This is a genomic window from Streptomyces vietnamensis (assembly GCF_000830005.1).
Classification (GTDB): Bacteria; Actinomycetota; Actinomycetes; order Streptomycetales; family Streptomycetaceae; genus Streptomyces; species Streptomyces vietnamensis.
In genome coordinates this window covers 5,239,446-5,265,552 of the sequence record NZ_CP010407.1, presented here as the reverse complement: position 1 = coordinate 5,265,552, position 26,107 = coordinate 5,239,446, and the positions used below count along the sequence as shown (strand labels likewise).

Here is a 26,107-nt window from a genome sequence, read left to right as displayed (position 1 = left end):
TCAACATGGCATCTGCATTCGAGTACGCACCGGCACCTGAGTCGCGCTCCATCGTCGACATCGCGCCGAACTACGGCCTGTTCATCGACGGCGAGTTCGTCGACGCGGCCGACGGCAAGGTCTTCAAGACCGTCTCGCCGTCCAGCGAGGAAGTCCTCTCCGAGATCGCCCAGGCGGGCGCCGAGGACGTCGACCGCGCGGTGAAGGCGGCACGCAGGGCCTTCGAGAAGTGGTCGGCGCTGCCCGGCTCCGAGCGCGCCAAGTACCTCTTCCGGATCGCCCGGATCATCCAGGAGCGCAGCCGCGAGCTGGCCGTCCTGGAGACCCTGGACAACGGCAAGCCGATCAAGGAGACCCGCGACGCGGACCTCCCGCTGGTCGCCGCGCACTTCTTCTACTACGCGGGCTGGGCCGACAAGCTCGACCACGCGGGCTACGGGCCGAACCCGAAGCCGCTGGGCGTGGCCGGCCAGGTCATCCCGTGGAACTTCCCCCTCCTGATGCTGGCGTGGAAGATCGCCCCGGCGCTCGCGACCGGCAACACGGTCGTCCTGAAGCCGGCCGAGACGACCCCGCTCTCCGCCCTGTTCTTCGCGGACATCTGCCGCCAGGCCGGGCTGCCGAAGGGCGTCGTCAACATCCTTCCCGGGTACGGGGAGACGGGCGCCGCACTGGTCGAGCACCCGGACGTGAACAAGGTGGCCTTCACCGGCTCGACGGCGGTCGGCAAGTCGATCGCCCGCTCGATCGCCGGCACGCACAAGAAGGTGACCCTGGAGCTGGGCGGCAAGGGCGCCAACATCGTCTTCGACGACGCCCCGATCGACCAGGCCGTCGAGGGCATCGTCAACGGCATCTTCTTCAACCAGGGCCAGGTCTGCTGCGCGGGCTCACGCCTCCTCGTCCAGGAGTCGATCCAGGACGAGCTCCTTGACAGCCTGAAGCGCCGCCTGTCGACGCTCCGCCTCGGCGACCCGCTCGACAAGAACACCGACATCGGCGCCATCAACTCCTCGGAGCAGCTGGCCCGCATCACCTCCCTCGTGGAGCAGGGCGAGGCGGAGGGCGCCGAGCGCTGGACCGCCGCGTGCGAGATCCCGTCGGCCGGTTACTGGTTCGCCCCGACGCTCTTCACGGGCGTCACGCAGGCGCACCGGATCGCCCGCGACGAGATCTTCGGCCCGGTCCTGTCGGTGCTGTCCTTCCGTACGCCCGACGAGGCCGTCGCGAAGGCCAACAACAGCCAGTACGGCCTGTCGGCGGGCATCTGGACGGAGAAGGGCTCCCGCATCCTCGCGGTCGCCAACAAGCTCCGGGCCGGTGTCGTCTGGGCCAACACGTTCAACAAGTTCGACCCGACCTCGCCCTTCGGCGGCTACAAGGAGTCGGGCTTCGGCCGCGAGGGCGGCCGCCACGGTCTGGAGGCCTACCTCGATGTCTGATCAGACGCGCCTCAGTGTCTTCAAGACCTACAAGCTGTACGTCGGGGGCAAGTTCCCCCGCTCCGAGAGCGGCCGGGTGTACGAGGTGAGCGACTCGAAGGGCAAGTGGCTGGCGAACGCGCCGCTCTCCTCCCGCAAGGACGCGCGTGACGCGGTCGTCGCGGCCCGCAAGGCCTTCGGCGGCTGGGCGGGCGCGACCGCGTACAACCGCGGCCAGATCCTCTACCGCGTCGCCGAGATGCTGGAGGGCCGCCGGGACCAGTTCGTCCGCGAGGTCGCGGACGCGGAGGGCCTGTCGAAGTCGAAGGCGGCCGTGGTCGTCGACGCGGCGATCGACCGCTGGGTCTGGTACGCGGGCTGGACCGACAAGATCGCCCAGGTCGTGGGCGGCGCGAACCCGGTGGCGGGCCCGTACTTCAACCTGTCGACCCCGGAGCCGACGGGCGTCGTCACGGTGGTCGCCCCCCAGGACTCGTCCTTCCTGGGCCTGGTCTCGGTGATCGCCCCGGTGATCGCGACGGGCAACACGGCCGTCGTCATCGCGAGCGAGAAGGCCCCGCTCCCGGCGCTCTCCCTGGGCGAGGTCCTGGCCACCTCCGACCTCCCCGGCGGCGTGGTGAACATCCTCTCCGGCAAGGCCGCCGAGATGGGCCCGCACCTCGCGGCCCACCAGGACGTCAACGCGATCGACCTGACGGGCGCGGACACCGATCTGGCCCGCGACCTGGAGATCGCGGCGGCGGACAACCTGAAGCGCGTCCTGCGCCCCCGTACCGAGGACTTCGCCGAGTCCCCGGGCACGGACCGCATGACCGCGTTCCTGGAGACGAAGACGGTCTGGCACCCCACGGGTTCGCTGGGCGCGAGCGGCTCGTCCTACTAGCCGCCGCACGGAACGGCCCCCGGGCAGCAGCACTGCCCGGGGGCCGTTCCGTCATTCCCCGGCGCGCCCGACCAGCCCGGCGACCCCGCCGAGGACGCACTCCGGGCCCGTCTCGAACTGCCGGAGCCGGTACGGGAGGGCCTGCGGGCGGCGGTGACCGGCGGGGTGCACGGGGTGCTGCTCGGCACGGCCGTGCTCGCCGCCCTGGCGTTCGCGGTGGCCCGGCTCGTACGCGAGGTCCCCCTGCGGAACGCTACGGAAGCAGCCCCCGCGTCAGCGGACCGGCCACCGGCAGATCGGCCACTGCCCCGCCCTTCGTGACGTGGTCGGTCACCAGGTTCGTGCCGACCGGCTTGAAGTCGGCGACCTGGGTGCCGAGGCCGTTGTCGAGCGGGTCGACGCCGGTGTTGGCCAGCGGGTCGAGCTGGAGCTGCGTCAGCGGGCCCACGCCGTGCGTGACGCCCTCCAGGGCGCCCGCCCCGGCCGCGCCCGCGTCCGTCCTGGTCAGCGAGTCGACGGGCAGCGGCACCGGCGCGACGGCCTGCGCCGCGGCGCCCGCGCCGACCAGCGCGGCACCCGCCGCCGTGACCGTCAGACCCGCCTTGAGCAGGGCGTTGCGGCGGGGGGTGCGGGGTTCTGCGTGACGCGCCATGACGATCCTTCCGAGGGGTGACCGAGCGGCCACCGACAGTAGTGGAGGTGTGATGCTCGATACCAACGGCCTTCCTCGGGGGTCCCCTGCACGGGGGAATGGTTCACACTGGTGTCCCGTGAGTTCCCAACCGATCCCGACCCGTGTCGTCCTGCTCGCGGGCCCCTCCGGCTCCGGCAAGTCGTCCCTCGCCGCCGTCACCGGCCTCCCGGTCCTGCGCCTCGACGACTTCTACAAGGAGGCCGACGACCCTTCGCTCCCGCTCGTCGAGGGAAGCGAGGACATCGACTGGGACTCCCCACGCTCCTGGGACGCGGACGCCGCCGTCGCCGCGATCGTCGAACTGTGCCGTACGGGACGGACGGACGTCCCCGTGTACGACATCGCCACCAGCTCCCGGGTGGACCGCGAGCGGCTCGACATCGCGCGGACGCCGCTCTTCGTGGCGGAGGGCATCTTCGCGGCCGAGATCGTGGACCGCTGCCGCGAGCTCGACGTCCTCGCGGACGCGCTGTGCCTGCGCGGCCGCCCCTCGACGACCTTCCGCCGCCGGCTCCTCCGCGACCTCCGCGAGGGCCGCAAGTCCGTCCCGTTCCTGCTGCGCCGCGGCTGGCGCCTGATGCGCGCCGAACGCGCGATCGTCGCCCGGCAGACGGCCCTGGGCGCCCACCCGTGCGCGAAGCCGGAGGCCCTGGGCCGCCTGGCGGCAGCGGCGGCGGGCCGCCACCGCACGCCGGTCTAGACGCGACGCACGAAGCGGGCCGTACGAGACCCCCCGGACTCGTACGACCCGCTTCGTGTTTCCCCGTACCCCCGTACGGTTCCCCCGTGTTTCCCCCGTCCCCCAAGGCCCCGTTTCCCCCGTGGGCCCCCGAAGGGTCGTTCCCCCCGACCTTCAGGCCACCAGCTCGCCGAAGGACTCCTCCTCGTCACGGCCGAAGCTCAGCACCTCGTCCTCGCGCAGTCGCCGCAGCGAGCGCCAGATGCTCGACTTCACCGTGCCGACACTGATGTCCAGGATCTCCGCGATCTCCGGATCGGTCCGGCCCTCGTAGTAGCGCAGCACCAGCATCGTGCGCTGGAGCTCGGGCAGGCGGGCCAGGGCCTGCCACAGGACCGCGCGCAGCTCCGTACCCCGCATCGCGTCCGTCTCGCCGACCGTCTCCGGCAGCTCCTCGGTCGGGTACTCGTTGAGCTTGCGCCGGCGCCAGGCGCTGATGTGCAGGTTCGTCATGGTGCGACGCAGGTACCCGCCGACGGCGGCCTTGTCGCTGATCCGGTCCCAGGCGCGGTACGTGGAGAACAGCGCGCTCTGGAGCAGGTCCTCGGCCTCGAAACGGTCACCGGTGAGGTGGTAGGCGGTGGCGTACAGGGAGGCACGACGCTCCTGGACGTAAGCCGTGAACTCGGCTTCCGAGCAGTTCGTGCGCTCCCCCGTGACCTCCCCGTACGCCGCTCCCCCGTCAGCAACGGCCACCATGTACGGCGCCTTGCGCTGACGCCCGACGGTCCGAACGCACCCCCGCCCGTTCATCCCGCCGGACTTCTCGTTGCTCCGCACGACGTCGTGGAGACGCGTGACAACTGCGCTTGAGGTGGTGCTGTGCAGTGCGTTCATCTTGCGCCCCCCGTCGGTTGGAGTGTGTTTCGGTCCGTGTGCCAAGAAGCTTGCCCCCCGGACTTCATGGCGCTGTCCGCCGACTGTCACAGCCGTGTCACAGGGAACGGAACAGAAGCGAGTCCCCGGGCGGTCGATCTCGGACGGCCCCATGGGCCAGAATGACGGCGTGCCTTTTCTGCTGCTGATCGAGGACGACGACGCCATCCGCACGGCCCTCGAACTCTCCCTGTCCCGGCAGGGCCACCGGGTGGCCACCGCCGCGACGGGCGAGGACGGTCTCCAGCTGCTGCGCGAGCAGCGGCCCGACCTGGTCGTGCTCGACGTCATGCTGCCCGGCATCGACGGCTTCGAGGTCTGCCGGCGCATCCGCCGGACCGACCAGCTGCCGATCATCCTGCTGACCGCCCGCAGCGACGACATCGACGTCGTCGTCGGACTCGAGTCCGGCGCCGACGACTACGTCGTGAAGCCCGTGCAGGGACGGGTGCTCGACGCCCGCATCCGGGCCGTGCTGCGGCGCGGGGAGCGCGAGTCGACGGACTCGGCGACGTACGGCTCGCTGGTGATCGACCGTTCGGCGATGACGGTCACCAAGAACGGCGAGGACCTCCAGCTCACCCCGACCGAGCTGCGGCTGCTCCTGGAGCTGAGCCGGCGGCCCGGACAGGCGCTGTCCCGGCAGCAGTTGCTGCGGCTCGTGTGGGAGCACGACTACCTGGGCGACTCGCGGCTCGTCGACGCCTGTGTGCAGCGGCTTCGCGCCAAGGTCGAGGACGTGCCGTCCTCGCCGACGCTGATCCGTACCGTCCGCGGGGTCGGCTACCGGCTGGACGTCCCTGCGTGAGCAAGGGGATCTACGCACGGCTGCGGCTCTCGAGCCTGCGGCTCCGGCTCGTCGTCGTCTTCGCCCTGGTCGCGCTCACCGCGGCCGTCGCCGCCTCCGGCATCGCGTACTGGCTGAACCGGGAGGCGGTGCTGACCCGCACCCAGGACTCGGCGCTCAACGACTTCCGGCAGGAGATGCAGAACCGGGCGGCGACGCTGCCGCTCCGGCCCACCCAGGACGACCTGCGGCGGACCGCCGAGCAGATCGCGACCGGCAGCGCCGCGAACTACCAGGTGCTGCTGCTCGGCGAGCGGGACGCGGGCAAGCCGATCGTGGGCGCCTCGGACCCGGACGACTTCACGCTCGCCGACGTGCCGCGCTCGCTCCAGGAGGCCGTGGACACGAAGCGGCCGGTGACGGACGCCAACGCGTACCCGTACCACCTGTTCTGGCAGCGTACGGAGCGGAACGGGACGCCGTACCTGGTCGGCGGGACGCGGATCGACGGCGGCGGGCCCGCCGGGTACATGTTCAAGTCACTGGCCCCGGAGAAGGCCGACCTGAACTCGCTCGGCTGGTCGCTGGGGATCGCCACCGCGCTCGCGGTGGCCGGCTCGGTGCTGCTCGCGCAGGTCGCGGCGACGACCGTGCTGCGGCCGGTGCACCGGCTCGGCGAGGCGGCCCGGCAGCTCGGCGAGGGGAAGCTCGACACCCGGCTGCGGGTCACCGGCGCGGACGAACTGGCCGATCTGTCCCGTACGTTCAACAGCGCGGCCGAGTCGCTGCAGAAGCAGGTCGCGGACATGAGCGCGCGGGAGGAGTCCTCCCGGCGGTTCGTCGCCGACATGTCGCACGAACTGCGGACCCCGCTGACCGCGCTGACGGCCGTCACCGAGGTCCTGGAGGACGAGCAGGACTCCCTCGACCCGATGATCGCCCCGGCGGTGGCCCTCGTGGTGAGCGAGACCCGGCGCCTCAACGACCTGGTGGAGAACCTGATGGAGGTGACCCGCTTCGACGCGGGCACCGCGCGGCTCGTCCTCGACGAGGTGGACATCGCCGACCAGATCACCGCGTGCATCGACGCGCGGGCCTGGCTGGACGCGGTGGAGCTCGACGCGGAACGCGGGATCGTCGCGCCGCTCGACCCGCGCCGCCTCGACGTGATCCTGGCGAACCTGATCGGGAACGCGCTCAAGCACGGCGGTTCGCCGGTGCGGGTCTCGGTGCGCACGGAGGACGACGAGCTGGTCATCGCGGTACGCGACCACGGCCCCGGCATCCCCGAGGAAGTCCTCCCCCACGTCTTCGACCGCTTCTACAAGGCGAGCGCGTCCCGGCCCCGGTCCGACGGCAGCGGGCTCGGCCTGTCGATCGCCATGGAGAACGCGCTGATCCACGGCGGTTCGATCACGGCGTCGAACTCGGTCGGCGAGGACGGGACGGTCGACGGCGCGGTGTTCGTGCTGCGACTGCCGCTGGACGCCTCGGGAATCACGCGCGAGGTGCAGACGCGCAGCAGCCAGGGCGAGGAGGAGGAAGCATGAGGCGTCGCCTCTTCATCCCGGCGGTCGCGCTCACCGCACTGCTCCCCGCACTGCTCACCGGCTGCGGAATCCGGACCACCTCGGTCCCGGTGGACGCGGGCGCGGCCCCCTCGCGGGTCCCGTGCAGCGTCACCGACGACGGTACGACGCAGGCGGCGGCGCAGGGCGTGCCGGTCCGGGTGTACCTGGTCTGCGGCTCGCAACTGGAGGCGGTGGACCGCCGGTCGCCGCTGCCGGAGGAGAAGGCGGGCGGCGATCCGGTACGGACGGCCGGGGGGCTGCTCGCACAGCTGCTCGCCGAGCCCTCGGAGGCCGAACGGCAGGCCGGCTTCACGACCGAGGTGCGCGGGCCGCTGACGGTCGGCGGCGGGCACGCCGGCGACCCGGCGGGCACGCTGCGGCTGAGCCGGCAGCCGGAGGACCTGGCGCCGACTTCGCTGTCGCAGCTCGTCTGCACGTTCGCGGAGAGCTCGGCGGGGGCGGGCGGGCACACGGTGCTGCTCGGGGGGCCGGGCAAGTACGCGCCGAAGCGCTACCGCTGCACGACGGACCTCCGCGAACACCCGGACTCGACCCCTCCGACGACCCCACCAACAGGCTGACCTCCACCGGGGCGTTGCCCCCGCTCACCCCCGTGTGGGGCCCGCACCCGCTGCCGTGTGGGCAATCGTCCCGCAGGGCGGGACGGGTGGGCACACGGGACGGCGCCCTTCAGCGGCGCCTCCGCGTTCCGCGCCTGGACCCGCACCCCAGCGGCGGCGCACGACGTGGTGCGGGTCCGGGCGCGGAAGCCTCTGGCGCCGGCAAGGGCGCCGTTCCGTTGTGCCCACCCGTTCCGCCCCAGCGGAACGATTGCCCACAACGGGCGGGGCGCAGGCCCACAACGGCGGGCGGCGGAACCGATTCGGCTGTTCGGCGCGTCTTGGGGGGCGTGCAGCGTCAAGGTTCGGGCGGCCAGGCCGCCATGGTCGTCCGCGTGGCGGGGTTCGCCCTCCTCCTCGCGCATCTGCTGCTCGTCGCCTGGATCAGCCTGCGCCCACGGGACGTCGCCTGGGTGACCCCGCCGAACACGATCCCGCTGCACGGCCTGCGGGCCGATCTCGCGCTCGGCGGCGCCGCGGCGGCCCGGCTGATCGGCGAGGGCCTGCTGCTCCTGGCCCCGCTCGGGGTGCTGCTCCCGATGGCCGACGGACGGCTGCACGTCTCCGGCTGGGCTTCCCTGGCCCGGACGACCGCCGCCGGCGCGCTCGTGTCGCTGGCCGTGGAGCTGCTGCAGACCGCGGTGCCGGGGCAGGTCGTGGACGTGGACTCCGTACTCCTGAACACGGCGGGCGTCGCGCTCGCGCATCTCCTGGTGGTCCCGGCCGCCCGGGCCCGGCTGCGTCGCCGGGGGAGCAGGCCGGGCCGGGCTTCTCAGGGTGCGACCCCGAAGATTTCCAGGGTCCCGATCGCCCCGTAGACGGACGCTTCATCCCCCTTTGCGGCAGCAGTATGGAGTCATCGGGAGCCCGGAGGAGCGGCTCCCGGACCGACTCCGAAGGAGCCCACCATGGCCGCACTGACCCGCCCCCGTGACGGACGCGTGCTCGGCGGAGTGTGCGCGGCGCTGGCCCGGCGCTTCGGCACCTCCGCGACGACGATGCGCCTGATCTTCCTGGTCTCGTGCCTGCTGCCGGGACCGCAGTTCCTGATCTACCTGGGCCTGTGGATCTTCCTGCCCGGCGAGAAGAAGGCGACCGCGGCCTGGTAGCGGCGGTTCGTACGCACGCCGAAGGGGCGCGTACCCGGAGTTCCGGGTGCGCGCCCCTTCGGCGTGTACGAGCGGGGGTCAGCCGATCGGCAGGCCGCCGGCGCCGAGCGGCAGGCCGCCGAGGAGGCCGCCGAGCGGGGTGGCGCCGAGGCCGCCGGCGGCGGCGTCGAGCGGGAGGTGCTGGGTGGCCTGGCCGGCGGCGGCCGGGAGGGTCTTCACGCCCTGGTCGACCCCCTGGCCGAGCGCGCCCTGCCCGGCGCCGAGGGACTCGGCGGCGCCGTCAGGGAGCGTGGTGAGGCCGTCACCCAGCGGGACGGCCTGGGTCACCGTGCCCAGCGCGTCGGCGTCGAGCGGCAGGGCCGATGCGGCGTTGGCCGCGCCGGCACCGGCGGCGACGAAAGCGGCACCGAGAGCGGCGACACCGAGCTTCTTGGCGGCAGACTGCTTCATCAGAGAATCTTCCTTGGGGAATCCGGGGGCTTCGGGGAAAAGCCGGGAGGGGAAATCCTGGGAACCATGGGAATGCAGAGCGGCTCTGCAACCTAACCAGCGAACGTCGCCTCCGCAAACACCGGAAAGCGGCCGGGTGTCGTACCGACCCGGCCGCTCCCGTCCCCTTCGCGGGCCGCCTTTCAGTCCGCCGTGCGGGAAGACTCCCTGGTCGTTGCGGTCTGCTGGAACAGCCATTCGGACTTCAGCTCGGCATAGCCGGGCTTGATGACCTCGTTGATCATGGCGAGTCGTTCATCGAAAGGAATGAACGCTGATTTCATCGCATTGACAGTGAACCACTGCATGTCGTCGAGCGTGTAAGCGAATGCCTCGGTCAGCAGCTCGAATTCCCGGCTCATGCTCGTCCCGCTCATGAGCCGGTTGTCGGTGTTGACCGTGGCCCGGAAGTGGAGCGTGCGGAGCAGGCCGATGGGGTGCTCGGCGATCGAGGCGGCGGCGCCGGTCTGGAGGTTGGAGGAGGGGCACATCTCCAGCGGGATGCGCTTGTCGCGGACGTAGGACGCGAGGCGGCCGAGGCGGACCGAGCCGTCGTCGGCGACCTCGATGTCGTCGATGATGCGGACGCCGTGGCCGAGCCGGTCGGCGCCGCACCACTGGAGCGCCTGCCAGATCGAGGGGAGTCCGAAGGCCTCGCCCGCGTGGATGGTGAAGTGGTTGTTCTCCCGCTTGAGGTACTCGAAGGCGTCGAGGTGGCGGGTGGGCGGGTAGCCGGCCTCGGCGCCCGCGATGTCGAAGCCGACGACGCCGGAGTCGCGGTAGCGGTTGGCGAGTTCGGCGATCTCCAGGGCGCGGGCGGCGTGCCGCATGGCGGTGAGCAGGGCGCCGACCCGGATGCGGTGGCCGTTGGCCCTGGCCTGCCGCTCGCCCTCGCGGAAGCCCTCGTTGACGGCCTCCACGACCTCTTCGAGGGTGAGACCGCCCTCCAGGTGCTGCTCGGGGGCGTAGCGCACCTCGGCGTAGACGACGCCGTCCTCGGCGAGGTCGACGGCGCACTCGGCGGCGACGCGGAAGAGGGCGTCCCTGGTCTGCATGACGGCGCAGGTGTGCGCGAAGGTCTCCAGGTACCGCTCCAGGGAGCCGGAGTCGGCGGCTTCGCGGAACCAGATGCCGAGCTTGTCGGGCTCCGTCTCGGGGAGCTGCTCGTAGCCCTGCTCCCGGGCGAGTTCGATGATCGTGCCGGGGCGCAGTCCGCCGTCGAGGTGGTCGTGGAGCAGCACCTTCGGGGCACGGCGGATCTGGTCCGCGGTGGGGACGTTGGGGGTCTGGCTCGTCATTTCCGCACTCTAGCCCCTACGCGCGTAGAACACCTCTCGTGGCGCCGGATTTCTCGTGGCGGCTCACGGACCGGCCCGCCTAGCCTGCCCGCATGACCTCGACCACGCCCGCGGACGAACTCCCGCGCATCCACCGCTTCCTGTCCGACTTCCACCGCCGTCAGGCGGCCCGTACCGTCGAGTTCCCCGGCGCCGTCGCCGTGCTCGACGACGCCTACCGGCACTCCCGGGGGAACAACCACGTGCTCGCCTACGGGGCCGTGGACCCGGAGGCGCTGGCCGGGTACACGGACGAGGCGCAGAGCCATCTCCCGTACCGCTTCGCGTACGTCCTCGACGAGGCGGTCGCCGCCGCCTGCGTGGCACCCATGGAGCGGGCCGGGTTCCGGCACGCCACCACGCTGATCATGGCGCACACCGGCCCGGTGCCGGAGCACGGCGGGGCGCGGGAGGTCGACTTCGACGAGCTGCGCGGCCCGGTCGCCGAATCCTGGCCGCGGTTCGCCCCGCGGGCGACGCCGGAGCAGATCGAGCACCTGGTGGAGCGGCGGGTGGCGCGGCGGCGCGGGGCCGACGTCGTGCGGTTCTTCGCCGCGTACACCCCGGAGGGCGAGGTGGCCGCCTGGGTCGACCTGTACATGGACCCGGCGACCGGGATCGCGCAGATCGAGGACCTCGTCACCGTGGAGGCCCATCTGAAGCAGGGGTACGCCGGGAAGGTCCTCGACACGGCGCTGCACGAGGCCGCCGCCGCGGGCTGCGGGACCCGCTTCCTCACCGCGTTCGCGGGCGACTGGCCGCACACCTGGTACGAACGGAAGGGCTTCACGGTCGTCGGCTCGGTGGCCCGGTTCGAACGGGTATAGGAGCAAAGGGCGTTCGCTCTCCGGACGATACGTAACAGAGACCGCGCGTACGACTGGCGTACACCTCCGCTTCTGAGACTGTTCTGCCATGGCGCACTTCGCACTCGTGGGGCCGCCCGAAGCCCGGAGACCCCGGCTCGGGCGCCCCGTCAGTTCCCGGTCGGCGGTGGCGGCGGTGGGCGGCGTGGTGCTGCTCCTGCCGGACGGTGAGCCCGTGTCGACCCGGCGGGCCTCGGCGCGGGCGCACGCGGCGATGCTGCCGCTGGGACGCACCCTGGTCCGGGCGGGCCGGTCCGAGGGGCTCGCGGCGCACGTGGTGCGCTACCGGGCGCACGGCTGGAACGGCGCGGACGCGGACCTCGCGGCGGACGCCTCCTGGGCGGTCGAGGAGGCGGTACGGCGCTACGGCGACGTCCCGGTCTGCCTCCTGGGGCACGGGATGGGCGCGCGGGCGGCGCTGCGGGCGGCCGGGCATCCGGCGGTCGGCGCGGTCCTCGCGCTCGCGCCGTGGCTGCCGGAGGACGACGTGGCGGCGGAGCCCGAGCCGGTGCGGCAGCTGGTGGGGCGCAAGGTGCTGCTCGTGCACGGCACGAACGACGCGCGGACGGACCCGGAGCTGTCGTTCCGGTTCGCCGAGCGGGCGAAGAAGGCGAACCGGGACACCTGCCGCTTCGAGGTCCACTCGGACGGCCACGCGCTGCGCCAGTACGCGGCCGAGGTCCGGGCCCTCGCCGCGGACTTCGTGCTCGGCACCCTGTTCGCCCGGCCGGTCGCCCGCCCGGTGACCGACGCGATGGCGGCTCCCCCGCCGCTCGGCCTGCGGATGCCGCTCGCGGCGGGCTTCGGCGGCTCACGCCGGCGGTGAACCCTCCAGGGGCTCCTTCGGGAGCAGATGGCCGCGCCTGCTGAGCAGGAACTTCTTAAAGGCGGCCACAGGGGCCGTGTCCGGGTGGCCGTCCAGCCAGGCGACGCCGATCTCGCGGACCGCGCGCGGCGCGGTGACGGTGAGTTCGACGACGCCGGGGCGGGAGACGGCGGGCGGCGGCAGCAGGGCGACGCCGAGCCCGGCGGCGACCAGGCCGCGCAGGGTCTCGGCCTCCTCGCCCTCGAAGGCGACCCGGGGCTTGAAGCCGGCCTCCGCGCACAGGTCGTCGGTGATGCGGCGGAGCCCGTAACCCGGCTCCAGGGTCACGAAGGTCTCCTCCGCGGCCTCGGCGAGCCGCACCCGCTTGCGGTTCGCGAGCCGGTGGTCGTCGGGGACGACGAGCCGCAGCCGCTGCTCGTCGAGGCGCCGGGCCACCAGGTCGGGGGCGTCCGGCACCGGGGAGGTCAGACACAGGTCCAGGTCCCCGGCCCGCAGCCGCTCGATCATGGCCTCGCCGTAGTTCTGGACGAGGGTGAAGCGGATCCTCGGGTGGTCGACCCGGAAGGCGCGGATGAGGCCGGGGACGGTCTCGGAGCCCATCGTGTGGAGGAAACCGAAGGCGACCCGGCCCGCCGTCGGGTCGGCATCGGCCCGTACGGTGTCGGCGGCCCGCTCCACCTCGGCGAGGGCCCGCTCGGCGGCGGTCAGGAAGCGGCGGCCCGCCGGAGTGAGGGAGACCGTGCGGCCGCGCCGGGCGAAGAGCGTGACGCCGAGGTCCTGTTCGAGCCGGACCATGGCCCGCGAGAGCGTCGACTGCGGCACGCCCATCTCGGCCGCCGCACGGGTCACGTGCTCGTGCCGGGCGACGGCGGCGAAGTACGCGAGCCGCGGCGCGAGCAGCAGCCCCATGTCTTCTTCGTTACTGTTCGGTGACAGGCGAGGCTGTGACCTGTACTCATGCACCATGGGAACGATTACAGCAGTTCCGTGCATTGGACGCATGAACCCGACCGTCCTACGTTCGTGACATGCCTTCCGCCAGTACCAAGGCGGCCGCCACCACCGCGTCCGCCGACACCCGCCTCTCCCCCGGTGCCCCCGGCTACCGCCGGATGAGCCTCGCGCTCTTCGCCGCCGGACTGGCCACCTTCGCCCTCCTCTACTCCACGCAGGCCCTCCTCCCGGCCATCTCGGCCGAGTTCGGCGCCACCGCCTCCGCCGCCTCCTGGACGGTCTCCGCCGCGACCGGCGCCCTCGCCCTCTGCGTCCTGCCGCTCAGCGCCCTCTCGGAGCGCTTCGGGCGGCGCGCGATGATGACGGCCTCCCTCTCGGTCGCGGTCGCCGTGGCGCTCCTGGTGCCGCTCGCCCCGAACCTGGAGTCGCTGATCGCGCTCCGCGCCGTCCAGGGCGCGGCGCTCGCCGGCCTCCCGGCCTCGGCGATGGCGTACCTCGCCGAGGAAGTGCGCCCCAAGGCGCTGATCGCCGCGATCGGCCTGTTCGTGGCGGGCAACTCGATCGGCGGCATGAGCGGCCGGCTCGTGACCGGCTGGGTCGCCCAGCTGTGGGGCTGGCGCGCGGGTCTGGCCGCCGTCGGCCTGACCTCCCTGGCGTGCGCGCTCGCCTTCCGGGCGCTGCTCCCGAAGGCCCGGCACTTCACGCCCGGCACGCTGAACCCGAAGGCGCTGGCCCGAACGGTCCGCGGCCACCTCGCGGACCCGCTCCTGATGCGCCTGTACGTGATCGGCGCGCTGTTCATGACGGTCTTCGGCGCCGTGTACACGGTGATCGGCTACCGCCTGGTGGAGGCGCCGTTCTCGCTGCCGCAGGGCGTGATCGGCTCGATCTTCCTGGTCTACCTGGTCGGTACGGTCTCCTCGGCGGCCGCGGGCAAGCTGGTCGGCCGGATGGGCCGGAGGGGCGCGCTCTACCTCGCGGTCTCGACGACGGCGGCGGGCCTGCTGCTCTCGCTCTCCGATGCGCTGGGTCTCGTCCTGGCGGGCCTGGTCCTGATCACCGCCGGTTTCTTCGCGGGCCACGCGGTCGCCTCCTCCTCGGTGAGCCGCACGGCGAAGACGGGCCGCGCGCAGGCCTCGGCGCTCTACCAGTCCGCGTACTACCTGGGCAGCAGCGCGGGCGGCACGCTCGGCGCGATCGCCTTCCACGCGGGCGGCTGGGCGGGCACGGTCCTGATCGGTCTGGTCGCGGTCCTCGGGGTCGTCTCGGTCACCCTGTACGGCTCGCACAGCGCGCGCGTCGCGGCGCGGCGCCTGCACCCGGCGACGGCGTAGGCGGTCTCCCGCTCCCGGTCTGCAACCGCCACACTCCCCCTTACGTCCTCAAATACAGGGACTCAAGGGGGAGTTGACGATCATGAAGAGAATCGCTCGACGGATGGGCAGAAGGGCGGGCATCGCCGCCGGGATCACCTCGCTCGTGGTGCCGATGACGATCGCGCTCGGTACGGCCCCGGCGCAGGCGGCGTCCTGCAACGTGACGACGGGGCCGTACCAGAAGCAGGTGGAGAAGTTCCTCGGCCGGCCGGTCGACGGACGCCAGTCGCTCGCCGACTGCCAGGCCATCCAGGCCTTCCAGGCCAAGCACGGCATCACCCCGACCATGGGGTACGCGGGGCCGGTCACCTGGCGCACCATGAACACGATGCTCCAGCAGAGGGCGGCCGGCACCACCCCCAACCGGGCGGGCACCTGTCCGACCAACCGGGGCCGGATCGCCTGCGTCGACCTGACGCGGCAGCTCAGCTGGATCCAGGACGGCTCGCGCCTCAAGTACGGGCCGGTGCCGGTGCGTACGGGCAAGGACGGCACCGAGACCCGTACCGGCTCCAAGAAGATCTACTGGCGGAACATCAACCACTGGTCGACGCTCTACCACGTCTCCATGCCGTACGCGCAGTTCTTCGACGGCGGCCAGGCCTTCCACTCGACCACCAAGTCCATGTGGAACCCGCCGGGCTCCGGCGGCTGCGTCAACATGCGGCCGGCGGACGCGAAGGCGTACTGGAACCTGCTCAGGAACGGCGACGACGTCTTCGTCTACGGGCGCAAGCCGGGAACCTGACCCCGGCTGTCAGTGCGCTGCGGTAGCTTCCCTCTCACCGGCACCGAACGGGTGCCGGTGAGGGGTGAGTGGGGTGTGGACCCGATGAGTGACGCCGCGACCGCGACGACCGAGGAACTCGACAAGTACCGCAGGGAGCTGACCGGTTACTGCTACCGGATGCTCGGATCCTCCTTCGAGGCGGAGGACGCGGTGCAGGACACCATGGTCCGGGCCTGGAAGGCCATCGACTCCTTCGAGGGCCGCTCCTCGCTGCGGTCCTGGCTGTACCGGATCGCCACCAACGTCTGCCTGGACGCGCTGAACGCGGGGAACAGGAGAGCACGGCCCATGGACCTCACCGGGCCGACGCCCGTCGCGCAGGCGCAGCTCGTGAAGCAGCCGGAGATCACCTGGCTGGAGCCGATCCCGGACGGGCGGGTCATGCCCTCGGCCGGGGACCCGGCGGAGACGGCGCTCTCCCGGGAGTCCGTGCGGCTCGCGTTCGTGGCCGCGCTCCAGCACCTGCCGCCCAAGCAGCGGGCCGTGCTCATCCTGCGCGAGGTGCTCGCCTGGAAGGCGAGCGAGGTCGCCGAGCTCCTCGACACCTCGGTCGCCTCGGTCAACAGCGCCCTCCAGCGGGCCCGCGCGACCCTCGCCGAGCAGGCGCCGGCCGCCTCCGACGCGGCGGACCCGCTGGACGAGGAGCAGAAGGCGCTCCTGGAGCGCTATGTCGCCGCCTTCGAGGGCTACGACATGAAGGCGCTCACCGCGCTCCTCCACGAGGACGCGACGATGTCCATGCCGCCGTACGACCTGTGGCTCCAGGGCCACGAGAACATCGTGGGCTGGATGCTGGGCGTCGGCGAGGTCTGCTCGGGCTCGAAGCTGGTGCCGACCGTGGCGAACGGCTCCCCCGCCTTCGCCCAGTACCACCCGGACCCGGAGGGCGGCTTCAGCCCGTGGGCGCTGATCGTCCTGGAGCTGCGGGACGGCAAGGTCGCCGGGATGGACTTCTTCCTGGACACGGAGCGCTGGTTCCCGCTCTTCGACCTCCCGGCGCGGCTAGAGGCCTAGCGTTTCGGCGAGGCCGGTGAGGAGGAGCAGGGTCCGCAGCTCGGGCCCCGCTCCCTCGAACCGGATCCGGTGCCCCTGCCGCCCGGCGGCGAGCTTCAGCCGGGCGAGGGCGTCGACGGCGGCGAGATCGGCGCGCGCGAGGGCGCCGACCTCGCACACGACCTCACAGGGCGGGGCGGCGGCGAGCTCGGCGCACAGCCGGGCCAGCTCCTCCCGGGTGGGGTGGGCGGGCAGGGTGACGACAAGGGGCTGACTGGTGTCCACATCCCTCTGACCGTCGGCGTGCCCGGAACTCATCGCCAGGGGCGTGACCGGGTACTGCTGTTCACGTGACGGGGAACTCTGCGGTGTCGAGGGTGAGGTCGAAGGGGGCGGGGAGGCGGATCTCCTCGCCGAACGGGACCGCGCTCAGTACGCGGTAGACGTCGCCCTTCGGCTCACCGTAGAGAGTGATGGTGGGGCCACCCGGAGCGAACGAGTCAACCAGGAGGTAAAGCGGCACACCGGCTTGGGCGCACCCAGCGGCCTTCGTGATCCGGTCCGTACCCGCATTGGACGGCGATGTGATCTCGACGATCATCTCCGCGCCAGCGGCTGAGACGAAGTACCCGCCCTCGCCGCGCAGCACCGCCTTGGGCACCACGGCCAGATCAGGGATGAACAGCCCCTGACGGGACGGAACCGCCGCACCGAGCGTCTGGTAAATGCCCCAATCCTGCGGGATCACTGTGTAGAGCGCCCGCTGAATCTGGTCAGCGATGTCGTTGTGGTCGTTGGCAGGCGGCGGTGACACGGTGATGATCCCCTCGATGATCTCCACCTTGCAGCCCTCGGGCGCGTCCGTCTCCTCCCAGAGCCGGACGAGGTCGTTCCACTCGTACCCAGAGGGCGAGTGGTCGACGGTGAGTGCGCTCATGGCGGTCTCCTCTGTCGATGTGTCACCGATCCCAGCATGCCGAACGGGACCGGCAGGGGTCCACCGGTCCCGTTCACCCGAAGGTGTCTTAGGCATATGCCTATGCGATGCGGTCCAGGACGATCGGGTTCGGGGTGAACTCCGTGCCCGGGGCCGCGATGTCCCAGGCCGACTCCAGGGACTTCAGGGCGTAGTCGAACTTCTCCGGGGTGTCCGTGTGGAGGGTGAGGAGCGGCTGGCCCGCCGTCACCGTGTCGCCCGGCTTCGCGTGGAGCTCGACGCCCGCGCCCGCCTGCACCGGGTCCTCCTTGCGGGCGCGGCCCGCGCCCAGGCGCCAGGCGGCGATGCCGATGTCGTACGCGTCGAGGCGGGTCAGGACACCGGTCGACGGGGCCGTGACGACGTGCTGCTCGCGGGCGACCGGGAGGGTCGCGTCCGGGTCGCCGCCCTGGGCCGCGATCATCCGGCGCCAGACGTCCATCGCCGAGCCGTCCGCGAGGGCCTTCGCCGGGTCGGCGTCCTTGATGCCGGCGGCGGCCAGCATCTCGGCCGCGAGGGCGATCGTGAGGTCGACGACGTCCTTCGGGCCGCCGCCGGCGAGGACCTCGACGGACTCGCGGACCTCGAGGGCGTTGCCCGCGGTGAGGCCGAGCGGGGTCGACATGTCGGTGAGGAGGGCGACCGTCTTCACGCCGCTGTCCGTGCCGAGGCCGACCATCGTCCGCGCCAGCTCGCGCGCGTCCTCGATGTTCTTCATGAAGGCGCCGGTGCCGACCTTGACGTCCAGGACCAGGGAGCCGGTGCCTTCGGCGATCTTCTTCGACATGATCGACGAGGCGATCAGCGGGATCGCCTCCACCGTGCCCGTCACGTCGCGGAGCGCGTACAGCTTCTTGTCCGCGGGGGCCAGGCCGTCGCCCGCCGCGCAGATGACCGCGCCCGTGGTGTCGAGGACGTGCAGCATCTCCTCGTTGGAGAGCAGGGCGCGCCAGCCGGGGATGGACTCCAGCTTGTCGAGCGTGCCGCCCGTGTGGCCGAGGCCGCGGCCGGAGAGCTGCGGCACGGCCGCGCCGCAGGCGGCGACGAGCGGGGCGAGCGGGAGGGTGATCTTGTCGCCGACGCCGCCGGTGGAGTGCTTGTCGGCGGTCGGCCGGGAGAGGGAGTCGAAGTTCATGCGCTCGCCGGACGCGATCATCGCGGCGGTCCAGCGGGCGATCTCCGCGCGGTTCATGCCGTTCAGCAGGATGGCCATGGCCAGGGCGGACATCTGCTCGTCGGCGACCTCGCCGCGGGTGTACGCGTCGATGACCCAGTCGATCTGCTCGGGGCTCAGCTCGCCCTTGTCCCGCTTGGTGCGGATGACGGAGATGACGTCCATGGTGTGCCTCTTTCTACGCGCATAGAGGGGGGAGGAAAGGGGAGCGACCCTCCCATCGTGCCGGAAGGGTCGCTCCGAGGTGCTACTTGGCGAGGTGGCCGGGCCCGAAGGCCTGCGGAAGCATGTCCGCCAGGGTGAGGAACCCGGCGGGCGTCTCCAGGACCAGTTCGGGGCCCCCGAACTCGTACAGGAGCTGCCGGCAGCGCCCGCACGGGACCAGGGACTCGCCCCGCCCGTCCACGCACACGAAGTGCGTGAGCCGGCCGCCGCCGGTCGCCTGGAGCTGCGAGACGAGCCCGCACTCGGCGCACAGGCCGAGGCCGAAGGAGGCGTTCTCCACGTTGCAGCCGGAGATCACCCGCCCGTCGTCCACGAGGGCCGCCGCGCCGACCGGATAGCCCGAGTACGGGGCGTACGCGTGGGACATCGCCTCGCGGGCGGTCTCCCGGAGCAGCTCCCAGTCGGGTTCCGCAGCGGCGGGCGTCACTTGCCCTGGCCCTTCCGGTACGGCAGGCCGTCCGCCTTGGGCATCCGCAGGCGCTGCGCCGAGAGGGCGAGCACGAGCAGCGTGGTGATGTACGGGGCGGCGTCGACGAACTGGCTCGGGACCTGGTCGGTCAGCGCGTACCAGAGGAAGAAGCCGACGGAGAAGACCGCGGCGATGACCGCCGGGATGTACTTCTTCTTGTACAGCTGCCACGCGGCGGCGATCACCAGGAGCAGCGCGACGAGCAGGAGGAGCGCGTGGACGTTCTCGGCGCCGCCGCGCAGCTTGAGGCTGTCGGTGAAGCCGAAGAGGCCGGCGCCCATGGCCATGCCGCCGGGCATCCAGTTGCCGAAGATCATGGCGGCGAGACCGATGTAGCCGCGGCCGCCGGTCTGGCCCTCCTGGTAGATGCCGGTGGAGACGATCGCGAGGAACGCGCCGCCGAGGCCGGCGAGGCCGCCGGAGACGACGACGGCGATGTACTTGTACTTGTAGACGTTGACGCCGAGGGACTCGGCGGCGACCGGGTTCTCACCGCAGGAGCGCAGCCGCAGGCCGAAGGCCGTGCGCCACAGCACCCACCAGGTGGCCGGGATGAGCAGGGCGGCCACGATCGTGAGCACCGACAGGTTGGTGACCAGGCCGCCGAGGATGCCGGCGAGGTCCGAGATCAGGAACCAGTGCTTGCCGTGGAGGTCCGCCAGCCAGTCGGAGAGCCCCGGGATGGTGATGTCGGTGATCGGGTCGATGCGCGGGGACTGCTTGGAGGAACCGCCCTCGGCCTTGTCGAAGGTGAAGTTCGACAGGTACTTGGTGAAGCCGACCGCGAGGATGTTGATCGCCACACCGGAGACGATGTGGTTCACGTTGAACGTGACGGTGATGATCGCGTGCAGCAGACCGCCGACCGCGCCGCCGAGGATGCCGACGACGACACCCGTCCACGGGCCCCACTGGTAGCCGGCCCAGGCGCCGAACCAGGTGCCGAGGACCATCATGCCTTCGAGGCCGATGTTGACGACGCCCGCGCGCTCGGACCACAGACCGCCGAGACCGGCCATGGCGATCGGCACGGCGAGCTGGAGCGCGCCGGAGATCTGGCCGACGGAGGTGAGGTCGTCGGCCCCGGAGACGACGCGGACGAGCGAGAAGAGGACGAGACCGGCCGCGACGATCAGCAGGATCCAGGGCCAGGTCAGCTTGCGGCGTCCGGCCTTCTTGGGCGCGGCGCTCGGCTTGGCAACGGTGCCGGTGCTCATGCCGCCACCTCCTTGTCGGTCTTGATGGCGCCGCCGGCGGCGAGCTCCTCGCCGACCTTCTGCTGCTGGCGGCGGAGGCCGTAACGGCGGACGAGCTCGTAGGAGACGACCACGGCGATCACGATGATGCCCTGCATGATCTCGGTGATCTCCTTCGGGTAACCCTCGACGTCCAGGCTGGAGGACGCCTTGTCGAGGAACGCGAAGAGGAGGGCCGAGAAGAGGATGCCGACCGGGTGGTTGCGGCCGAGCAGCGCGACGGTGATGGCGGTGAAGCCGACGTTGACCGGGAAGGCCAGGCTGTACGTGTGCGACTCGCCGAGCAGGATCGGCATGCCGGCCAGACCGGCGAGGCCGCCCGAGATCAGCATCGCGGTGAGGATCATCTTCTTGGCGTCGACGCCGCTGGCCTGGGCCGCGGACTCGCTCTCACCGGTGGCGCGCAGGTCGAAGCCGAAGCGCGTGCGGTTGAGCATGAACCAGTAGACGACGCCGAGCGCGAGCGCGACGAAGGTGAAGCCGTAGATCTGGCCGCCCTCGCCCATGTCGATGCCGGGGAACCAGCCGGACTCGGGGATCTGACCGGTGGTGAGGTCGTTGGAGCCGGCGGGCTGGACGCCGAAGTTCTTCGGCAGGATCAGCCAGGCCACCAGGGAGGTGGTGATGGCGTTGAGCATGATCGTGGAGACGACCTCGGAGACACCGCGGGTGGTCTTCAGGATGCCCGCGATACCGGCCCAGAGGGCGCCGGTCGCGATGGCGACGAGCACGATGACCAGGATGTGCAGCGGGCCGGGCAGGTCGATGGCCGCACCCACCAGCGCCGAGACCATCGCGGCGAGGCGGTACTGGCCCTCGACGCCGATGTTGAAGAGGTTCATCCGGAAGCCGATGGCCACGGCCAGCGCTGCCAGGTAGTAGATCCCCGTCTGGTTGACGATGAGGACCTGGACGTCGGAGTACCCGGCGTTGTCGATCATCAGCCGGATCGGCTCGATCGGGTCCAGGCCCGTCGCGAGCAGCACCAGGACGGTGAGCACGAAGGAGGTGACCAGGGCGAGCACCGGGCCGGCGGCCCCGATGATCAGCTTGTCCTTGTCGAATTTCATCATCGGGCGTCACCGTCTTCGGACTGCTCGGTGCCTTCGAGGTGGCCGGTGGCCGCGCCGGTCATGGCGGAGCCCAGCTGCTCGGGCGTGATGGTGGCGGGGTCGGCGTCCGCGACGAGCTTGCCGCGGTACATGACCCGGAGGGTGTCGGAGAGGCCGATCAGCTCGTCGAGGTCGGCGGAGATCAGCAGCACCGCGAGGCCCTCGCGGCGGGCGTCCCGGATCGCGTCCCAGATCTGCGCCTGCGCGCCGACGTCCACACCGCGGGTGGGGTGGGCGGCGATCAGGAACTTGGGGTTGTGGCTCATCTCGCGGCCGACGATCAGCTTCTGCTGGTTGCCGCCGGAGAGGGAGGCCGCGGTGACGTCGATGCCGGGGGTGCGGACGTCGTACTCGCGCACGATCCGCTCGGTGTCCTTGCGGGCGGCCTTCGGGTCGAGGATGCCGCGCTTGGAGTTGGGGGCCTCGGTGACGTGGCCGAGGATGCGGTTCTCCCAGAGGGGGGCCTCCAGGAGCAGGCCGTGGCGGTGGCGGTCCTCGGGGATGTAGCCGATGCCGCCCTCGCGGCGCTTGCGCACCGAGACCTTGGAGATGTCCTCGCCGTCGAGGCTGATGACGCCCGCGTCGGGGGTGGACATGCCCATGAGGGCCTCGATGAGCTCGGTCTGGCCGTTGCCCTCGACGCCGGCGATGCCGAGGATCTCGCCCTTGTGGATGGTGAGCGAGATGTCGTCGAGGAGCTTGCGGCCGGCCGCGGCCTCTTCGTGCATCGTGACCGCGGCGGACGGGTCGGCCGGGGCGGCGGTGGTCAGCGGGGCGCCGACGGCGCCGCTCTCGAGGAGCGTCAGGTTCGCGACCTTGAGCATCGGGACGTCGGTGACCGTCGACTCGCGGGTCTCCGGCGAGGGCAGCTCGCTGCCGACCATCAGCTCGGCGAGCTGCTTGGTGGTGGCGGTCTTCGGGTCGGCGGTGCCGACCGTGGTGCCCCGGCGGATGACGGTGATGTCGTCGGCGACCTTCAGGACCTCGCCCAGCTTGTGCGAGATGAAGATGACGGTCAGGCCCTCGGACTTGAGCTCGCGCAGGTTGTCGAAGAGCGCGTCGACCTCCTGCGGGACGAGCACGGCGGTCGGCTCGTCGAGGATGAGGATCCGGGCGCCGCGGTAGAGGACCTTGAGGATCTCCACGCGCTGCCGGTCGGCGACGCCGAGGTCCTCGACGAGGGCGTCGGGGCGGACGCCGAGGCCGTACGCGTCGGAGATCTCCTGGATCTTCTTCCGCGCCTTGGCGCCGATGCCGTAGAGCTTCTCGCCGCCGAGGACGACGTTCTCCAGGACGGTGAGGTTGTCGGCGAGCATGAAGTGCTGGTGCACCATGCCGATGCCGCGCGCGATGGCGTCACCGGGGCTGGAGAAGGTGACCTGCTCGCCGTCGACCGCGATGGTGCCCTCGTCCGGCTTCTGCATGCCGTAGAGGATCTTCATGAGGGTCGACTTGCCGGCGCCGTTCTCGCCGATGAGGGCGTGCACGGTCCCCTTGCGGACCGTGATGGCGATGTCCTTGTTGGCGACGACGCCGGGGAAACGCTTGGTGATGCCGTGCAGTTCTACGGCAGGGGGGCTGGACGCGTTGATGACGCACTCTCCTTGGCCGGAAGGAGTGGGAGCGGGAGGGCAGGGCGGGGCGAAGTTATCGTGCCAGGGAGACATCTACGCGCGTAGCGCTGCCGAAAAATGAAAACCCGTACGGGAATGGGCCCAGGGCCCGGGATCCGGCGGGGGGTGCCACCGGATCCCAGGCCCGGGCTCAGGTCGTGACCTGGGTGTCCTTACGGAGCGGTCTTGACCGTGATCTTGCCGTCGACGATGTTCTTCTTCGCGGCGTCCACGGCGGCGATGACGTCGGTCATCTTCTTGTACGCCGGGTTGGAGTCGGCCAGGCCGACGCCGTCCGTGGCGAGGCCGTAGCGGATCTCACCGGACTCCGGCTTGCCGTCCTTGACCGACTTGATCAGGTTGAAGACGGAGCCCGAGACGTTCTTGGTGACCGAGGTCAGGATGTGGTCCTTGTACGAGGACAGACCCGACTGGTTGTACTGGTCGGAGTCGACGCCGATGGCCCACTTGCCGGCGGTCGCGGCGGCCTCGATCGAGCCGGAACCGGCCAGACCGGCGGCGGCGTAGATCACGTCGGCGCCCTTGTCGAGCTGGCCCTGCGCGGCGGCCTTGCCGAGGTCGGGCTTCGAGAAGCCGTCGAAGTTCGGCGGCTGGGTCAGGTACTGGGTGAGCACCTTCGCCTTGGGGTTGGTGTCCTTGACGCCCTGCGTGAAGCCCGCCTCGAACTTCTTGATCAGCGGAACCTCGACGCCGCCGATGAAGCCGACGGTGCCGGTCTTCGAGGTCTTGGCGGCGGCGACGCCGGCCAGGTAGGAGCCCTGCTCCTCGTTGAAGACCAGGTTGGCGATGTTCGGGGCGGTCACCGAGGTGTCGTCGATGAGGCCGAACGTGGTCTTCGGGAAGGCCTTGGCGACCTTCGCGATGGCCGGGGCGTAGGAGAAGCCGACGCCGATGACCGGGTTGTTGCCGGCGCGGGCCAGCGAGGTGAGGCGCGCGACCTTGTCGGCGTCGCTCTCGCCCTGCGACGGCTCGGCCTCGGAGCCCTTGACGCCGAGCTCGTCCTCGGCCTTCTTCATGCCGGCGTAGGCGGCGTCGTTGAAGGACTGGTCGCCGCGGCCGCCGATGTCGTACGCGAGGGCGACCTTGGTCGCCTGCGAGGACGAGGACGGGCTGGAGCCCGTGTTGTTCGACGACTTGCCACAGGCGGTGGCGGAGAGCGCGAGCGCCGCAGAGGCGATGCCCACGGTCGTGATCCTGGTGATCCGGCGCAAGAGGAGGGTCCCTTCAAGACTGACCGAAAGCGCCTCTTCCGGCGCTGGTTTCGCGGCGATCGTAACGCGCGTAGATGTCAGTTAAAGACCCGTTCATGAGTCGTTATCGGATCGTCGCGAACCGGCCAGCCGAGGCGACCGGGGGCGTTCGGCCCGGTACCGCCGGTTATACCGCCGGGGAAGGGTGGCCGGACAGGGGTCGGGAGGCGACGCGCCGGGCGCTGGGCCGGGCGTGGGACGGCGGTGGGCCGGACGGATGAGCGGTCCTGTTCGAAGCGGGCCCCACCCTCCGCCCGGCACGTTCCCGCCCTCCGTACGGCGCGTTCCCGCCCTCCGCCCGGCACGTTCCCGCCCTCTCCGTCCGGCCGGATGTCAGCCCTGGGGCGTGGCGTCGAGCAGGGCCGCGGCCGTGAAGAGCTCCACGCCGGTCTCGATGCACCGCTCGTCGACGTCGAAGTCGCCGGCGTGCAGGTCCCTGACCCGGGCGTCGCCTGGGACGCGGACGCCGAGGCGGGCCATGGCGCCGGGGACGTGCTCCAGGTACCAGGAGAAGTCCTCGCCGCCGAGGCTCTGCTCGGTGTCCTCGATCGCGTGCGAGCCCCGGCGGGCCGCCATGGCGTCGTGCAGCAGTTCGGTGACGAGCGGGTCGTTCACGACCGGGGGGACGCCGCGGACGTAGGTGACGGTCGACTTGGCCCGGTGCAGGGTGGCGACCTCGTCGATCGCCGCGTGGACCAGATCGGGCGCCTCCCGCCAGGTCGGCAGGTCGAGGCAGCGGACGGTGCCGGAGAGCGCCGCGTGCTGCGGGATGACGTTCGGTGCGTGGCCGGCCTCGATGCGGCCCCAGGTCACCGAGAGGCCCGAGCGGGCGTCGACGCGGCGGGCGAGGACGGCGGGGACGTCGGTGGCGACCCGGGCGGCGGCGGTGACGAGGTCGGTGGTGAGGTGCGGGCGGGCGGTGTGGCCGCCGGGGCCGTCGAGGGTGATCTCCAGGCGGTCGCAGGCGGAGGTGATGGGGCCGACCCGGAGCCCGATCTTCCCGGCGTCGACGCGGGGGTCGCAGTGGACGGCGATGATCCGGCCGACCCCGTCCAGGACCCCTGCCTCGACGGCGTCGGCGGCGCCGCCGGGCAGGACCTCCTCGGCGGGCTGGAAGATCAGCCGCACGGCGTTCGGCAGCAGGCCCCGGCGGGCGAGGTCGGCGAGGACGAGTCCGGCGCCGAGGACGGTGGTGGTGTGGACGTCGTGTCCGCAGGCGTGGGCGCGGTTGGCCACGGTGGAGCGGTAGGCGACGGTCTTGACGTCGGGGATGGGCAGCGCGTCGAGGTCGGCGCGGATCGCCAGCATGGGCCGGCCGCCGGCCCGGGTGCCGATGTCACAGATGAGCCCCGTGCCGGCCGGGAGGACCTTCGGCGCGAGGCCGGCCGCCTCCAGGCGGGCCTTGAGCGCGGCGGTCGTACGGAACTCCTGGTTCCCGAGCTCGGGGTGCATGTGCAAGTCCCTGCGGAAGGCGACGAGTTCGGCGCGCAGGGAGTCGGACAGCGTTCCGGGCAGGGTGACGGAGCCTGGCTCACGGGACTTCAACTGGTTCACCCTTTGAAGGGTAGGCCCGCAGAGAGGTCAACTGCCCGTTGATCACAAAAAGTTCAGCCCCTTAGGGGAAAGAATCTCGGTTTCCCAGGCATGAAGCTCACTCCT

Annotated in this window: 27 protein-coding genes; 13 read left to right on the top strand and 14 right to left on the bottom strand. The window is 71.5% G+C overall.

Annotated features, from left to right (window positions below; translation table 11 throughout):
* Positions 1-5: 5 nt before the first annotated feature.
* Together SVTN_RS23795 and SVTN_RS23790 are read left to right on the top strand one after the other, a co-directional pair.
* Positions 6-1,442: an aldehyde dehydrogenase family protein gene (locus SVTN_RS23795; protein WP_041130922.1), complete on the top strand. Its 1,437-nt coding sequence runs from the start codon at positions 6-8 to the stop codon at positions 1,440-1,442.
* Entirely contained in the window at positions 1,435-2,325 is an 891-nt protein-coding gene (locus SVTN_RS23790) for an aldehyde dehydrogenase family protein (protein WP_041130921.1), read from the top strand. Before SVTN_RS23795 ends, SVTN_RS23790 begins: the two co-directional genes overlap by 8 nt.
* 253 nt (positions 2,326-2,578) lie before the next feature.
* On the opposite strand, the gene SVTN_RS23785 is transcribed toward SVTN_RS23790, so the two are convergent.
* A complete protein-coding gene (locus SVTN_RS23785) occupies positions 2,579-2,977 on the bottom strand; it encodes a hypothetical protein (protein WP_041130920.1) in 399 nt (132 codons plus the stop codon).
* A gap of 52 nt (positions 2,978-3,029) precedes the next feature.
* Between SVTN_RS23785 and SVTN_RS23780 the strand changes: the two genes are divergently transcribed.
* Positions 3,030-3,719, top strand: a complete 690-nt coding sequence (locus SVTN_RS23780; protein ID WP_078908463.1) for an ATP-binding protein — start codon at positions 3,030-3,032, stop codon at positions 3,717-3,719.
* A 153-nt stretch (positions 3,720-3,872) separates the two neighbouring features.
* Here the strand turns inward: SVTN_RS23780 and SVTN_RS23775 are convergent, their stop codons facing one another.
* Complete coding sequence (locus tag SVTN_RS23775; RefSeq protein WP_078908462.1) at positions 3,873-4,595, bottom strand: SigE family RNA polymerase sigma factor; 723 nt, start codon at positions 4,593-4,595, stop codon at positions 3,873-3,875.
* Between the two features lie 169 nt (positions 4,596-4,764).
* Between SVTN_RS23775 and afsQ1 the strand changes: the two genes are divergently transcribed.
* From afsQ1 to SVTN_RS23750, 5 genes are all read left to right on the top strand, one after another.
* The gene (afsQ1, locus tag SVTN_RS23770) at positions 4,765-5,442 is read left to right on the top strand and encodes a two-component system response regulator AfsQ1 (protein ID WP_017239746.1); all 678 of its coding nucleotides are present in this window, start codon (positions 4,765-4,767) and stop codon (positions 5,440-5,442) included.
* The gene (locus SVTN_RS23765) at positions 5,439-6,971 is read left to right on the top strand and encodes a sensor histidine kinase (protein ID WP_041130916.1); all 1,533 of its coding nucleotides are present in this window, start codon (positions 5,439-5,441) and stop codon (positions 6,969-6,971) included. The genes afsQ1 and SVTN_RS23765 overlap by 4 nt, the downstream gene beginning before the upstream one ends.
* Positions 6,968-7,573 (top strand): hypothetical protein, encoded by a 606-nt coding sequence (locus tag SVTN_RS23760; RefSeq protein ID WP_041130915.1) that lies wholly within the window; start codon positions 6,968-6,970, stop codon positions 7,571-7,573. Before SVTN_RS23765 ends, SVTN_RS23760 begins: the two co-directional genes overlap by 4 nt.
* A 329-nt stretch (positions 7,574-7,902) precedes the next feature.
* On the top strand, positions 7,903-8,430 hold the full coding sequence (locus SVTN_RS23755; protein WP_041130914.1) for a VanZ family protein: 528 nt from the start codon (positions 7,903-7,905) through the stop codon (positions 8,428-8,430).
* 90 nt (positions 8,431-8,520) lie between these two features.
* Positions 8,521-8,721 (top strand): PspC domain-containing protein, encoded by a 201-nt coding sequence (locus SVTN_RS23750; RefSeq protein ID WP_041130913.1) that lies wholly within the window; start codon positions 8,521-8,523, stop codon positions 8,719-8,721.
* A gap of 78 nt (positions 8,722-8,799) precedes the next feature.
* Here SVTN_RS23750 and SVTN_RS23745 read toward each other — a convergent pair whose 3' ends face one another.
* Together SVTN_RS23745 and SVTN_RS23740 are read right to left on the bottom strand one after the other, a co-directional pair.
* The gene (locus tag SVTN_RS23745) at positions 8,800-9,171 is read right to left on the bottom strand and encodes a hypothetical protein (protein ID WP_041130912.1); all 372 of its coding nucleotides are present in this window, start codon (positions 9,169-9,171) and stop codon (positions 8,800-8,802) included.
* Between the two features lie 182 nt (positions 9,172-9,353).
* Positions 9,354-10,508 (bottom strand): adenosine deaminase, encoded by a 1,155-nt coding sequence (locus tag SVTN_RS23740; RefSeq protein WP_041130911.1) that lies wholly within the window; start codon positions 10,506-10,508, stop codon positions 9,354-9,356.
* Positions 10,509-10,600: 92 nt separating this feature from the next.
* Here SVTN_RS23740 and SVTN_RS23735 point away from each other — a divergent pair, with 92 nt between their 5' ends.
* Both SVTN_RS23735 and SVTN_RS23730 read left to right on the top strand, forming a co-directional pair.
* On the top strand, positions 10,601-11,374 hold the full coding sequence (locus SVTN_RS23735; protein ID WP_041130910.1) for a GNAT family N-acetyltransferase: 774 nt from the start codon (positions 10,601-10,603) through the stop codon (positions 11,372-11,374).
* 88 nt (positions 11,375-11,462) lie between these two features.
* On the top strand, positions 11,463-12,239 hold the full coding sequence (locus SVTN_RS23730) for an alpha/beta hydrolase (RefSeq protein WP_041130909.1): 777 nt from the start codon (positions 11,463-11,465) through the stop codon (positions 12,237-12,239).
* Here SVTN_RS23730 and SVTN_RS23725 read toward each other — a convergent pair.
* Positions 12,225-13,205: a LysR family transcriptional regulator gene (locus SVTN_RS23725; protein WP_078908461.1), complete on the bottom strand. Its 981-nt coding sequence runs from the start codon at positions 13,203-13,205 to the stop codon at positions 12,225-12,227. The genes SVTN_RS23730 and SVTN_RS23725 overlap by 15 nt on opposite strands.
* 62 nt (positions 13,206-13,267) lie before the next feature.
* On the opposite strand from SVTN_RS23725, the gene SVTN_RS23720 reads away from it, so the two are divergent.
* The 3 genes from SVTN_RS23720 to SVTN_RS23710 all read left to right on the top strand — a co-directional run bounded on the left by SVTN_RS23720 (position 13,268) and on the right by SVTN_RS23710 (position 16,373).
* Positions 13,268-14,527 carry an MFS transporter gene (locus SVTN_RS23720; RefSeq protein ID WP_041130907.1) on the top strand — a complete coding sequence of 420 codons (1,260 nt, stop codon included), beginning with the start codon at positions 13,268-13,270 and terminating at the stop codon, positions 14,525-14,527.
* 82 nt (positions 14,528-14,609) lie between these two features.
* Positions 14,610-15,317: a L,D-transpeptidase gene (locus SVTN_RS23715; protein WP_041134186.1), complete on the top strand. Its 708-nt coding sequence runs from the start codon at positions 14,610-14,612 to the stop codon at positions 15,315-15,317.
* Positions 15,318-15,401: 84 nt separating this feature from the next.
* Positions 15,402-16,373 carry a sigma-70 family RNA polymerase sigma factor gene (locus tag SVTN_RS23710; protein WP_041134185.1) on the top strand — a complete coding sequence of 324 codons (972 nt, stop codon included), beginning with the start codon at positions 15,402-15,404 and terminating at the stop codon, positions 16,371-16,373.
* Here the strand turns inward: SVTN_RS23710 and SVTN_RS23705 are convergent.
* The 9 genes from SVTN_RS23705 to SVTN_RS23665 form a co-directional block, all read right to left on the bottom strand.
* A complete protein-coding gene (locus SVTN_RS23705; RefSeq protein WP_052499273.1) occupies positions 16,362-16,637 on the bottom strand; it encodes an STAS domain-containing protein in 276 nt (91 codons plus the stop codon). The genes SVTN_RS23710 and SVTN_RS23705 overlap by 12 nt on opposite strands.
* Positions 16,638-16,698: 61 nt before the next feature.
* Entirely contained in the window at positions 16,699-17,289 is a 591-nt protein-coding gene (locus SVTN_RS23700; RefSeq protein ID WP_041130905.1) for a Uma2 family endonuclease, read from the bottom strand.
* A gap of 100 nt (positions 17,290-17,389) precedes the next feature.
* Entirely contained in the window at positions 17,390-18,667 is a 1,278-nt protein-coding gene (locus SVTN_RS23695) for a thymidine phosphorylase (protein ID WP_041130904.1), read from the bottom strand.
* An 82-nt stretch (positions 18,668-18,749) separates the two neighbouring features.
* Entirely contained in the window at positions 18,750-19,154 is a 405-nt protein-coding gene (locus SVTN_RS23690) for a cytidine deaminase (protein ID WP_041130903.1), read from the bottom strand.
* Positions 19,151-20,413: an ABC transporter permease gene (locus tag SVTN_RS23685; RefSeq protein ID WP_041130902.1), complete on the bottom strand. Its 1,263-nt coding sequence runs from the start codon at positions 20,411-20,413 to the stop codon at positions 19,151-19,153. The genes SVTN_RS23690 and SVTN_RS23685 overlap by 4 nt, the downstream gene beginning before the upstream one ends.
* Entirely contained in the window at positions 20,410-21,525 is a 1,116-nt protein-coding gene (locus SVTN_RS23680; RefSeq protein ID WP_041130901.1) for an ABC transporter permease, read from the bottom strand. Before SVTN_RS23680 ends, SVTN_RS23685 begins: the two co-directional genes overlap by 4 nt.
* Positions 21,522-23,231 (bottom strand): ABC transporter ATP-binding protein, encoded by a 1,710-nt coding sequence (locus tag SVTN_RS23675; protein WP_041130900.1) that lies wholly within the window; start codon positions 23,229-23,231, stop codon positions 21,522-21,524. The genes SVTN_RS23680 and SVTN_RS23675 overlap by 4 nt, the downstream gene beginning before the upstream one ends.
* A gap of 119 nt (positions 23,232-23,350) precedes the next feature.
* Positions 23,351-24,409, bottom strand: coding sequence for a BMP family lipoprotein (locus tag SVTN_RS23670; RefSeq protein WP_041130899.1), 1,059 nt, complete (start codon positions 24,407-24,409; stop codon positions 23,351-23,353).
* Positions 24,410-24,781: 372 nt separating this feature from the next.
* Complete coding sequence (locus SVTN_RS23665; protein WP_041130898.1) at positions 24,782-26,002, bottom strand: amidohydrolase; 1,221 nt, start codon at positions 26,000-26,002, stop codon at positions 24,782-24,784.
* Positions 26,003-26,107 lie beyond the last annotated feature (105 nt).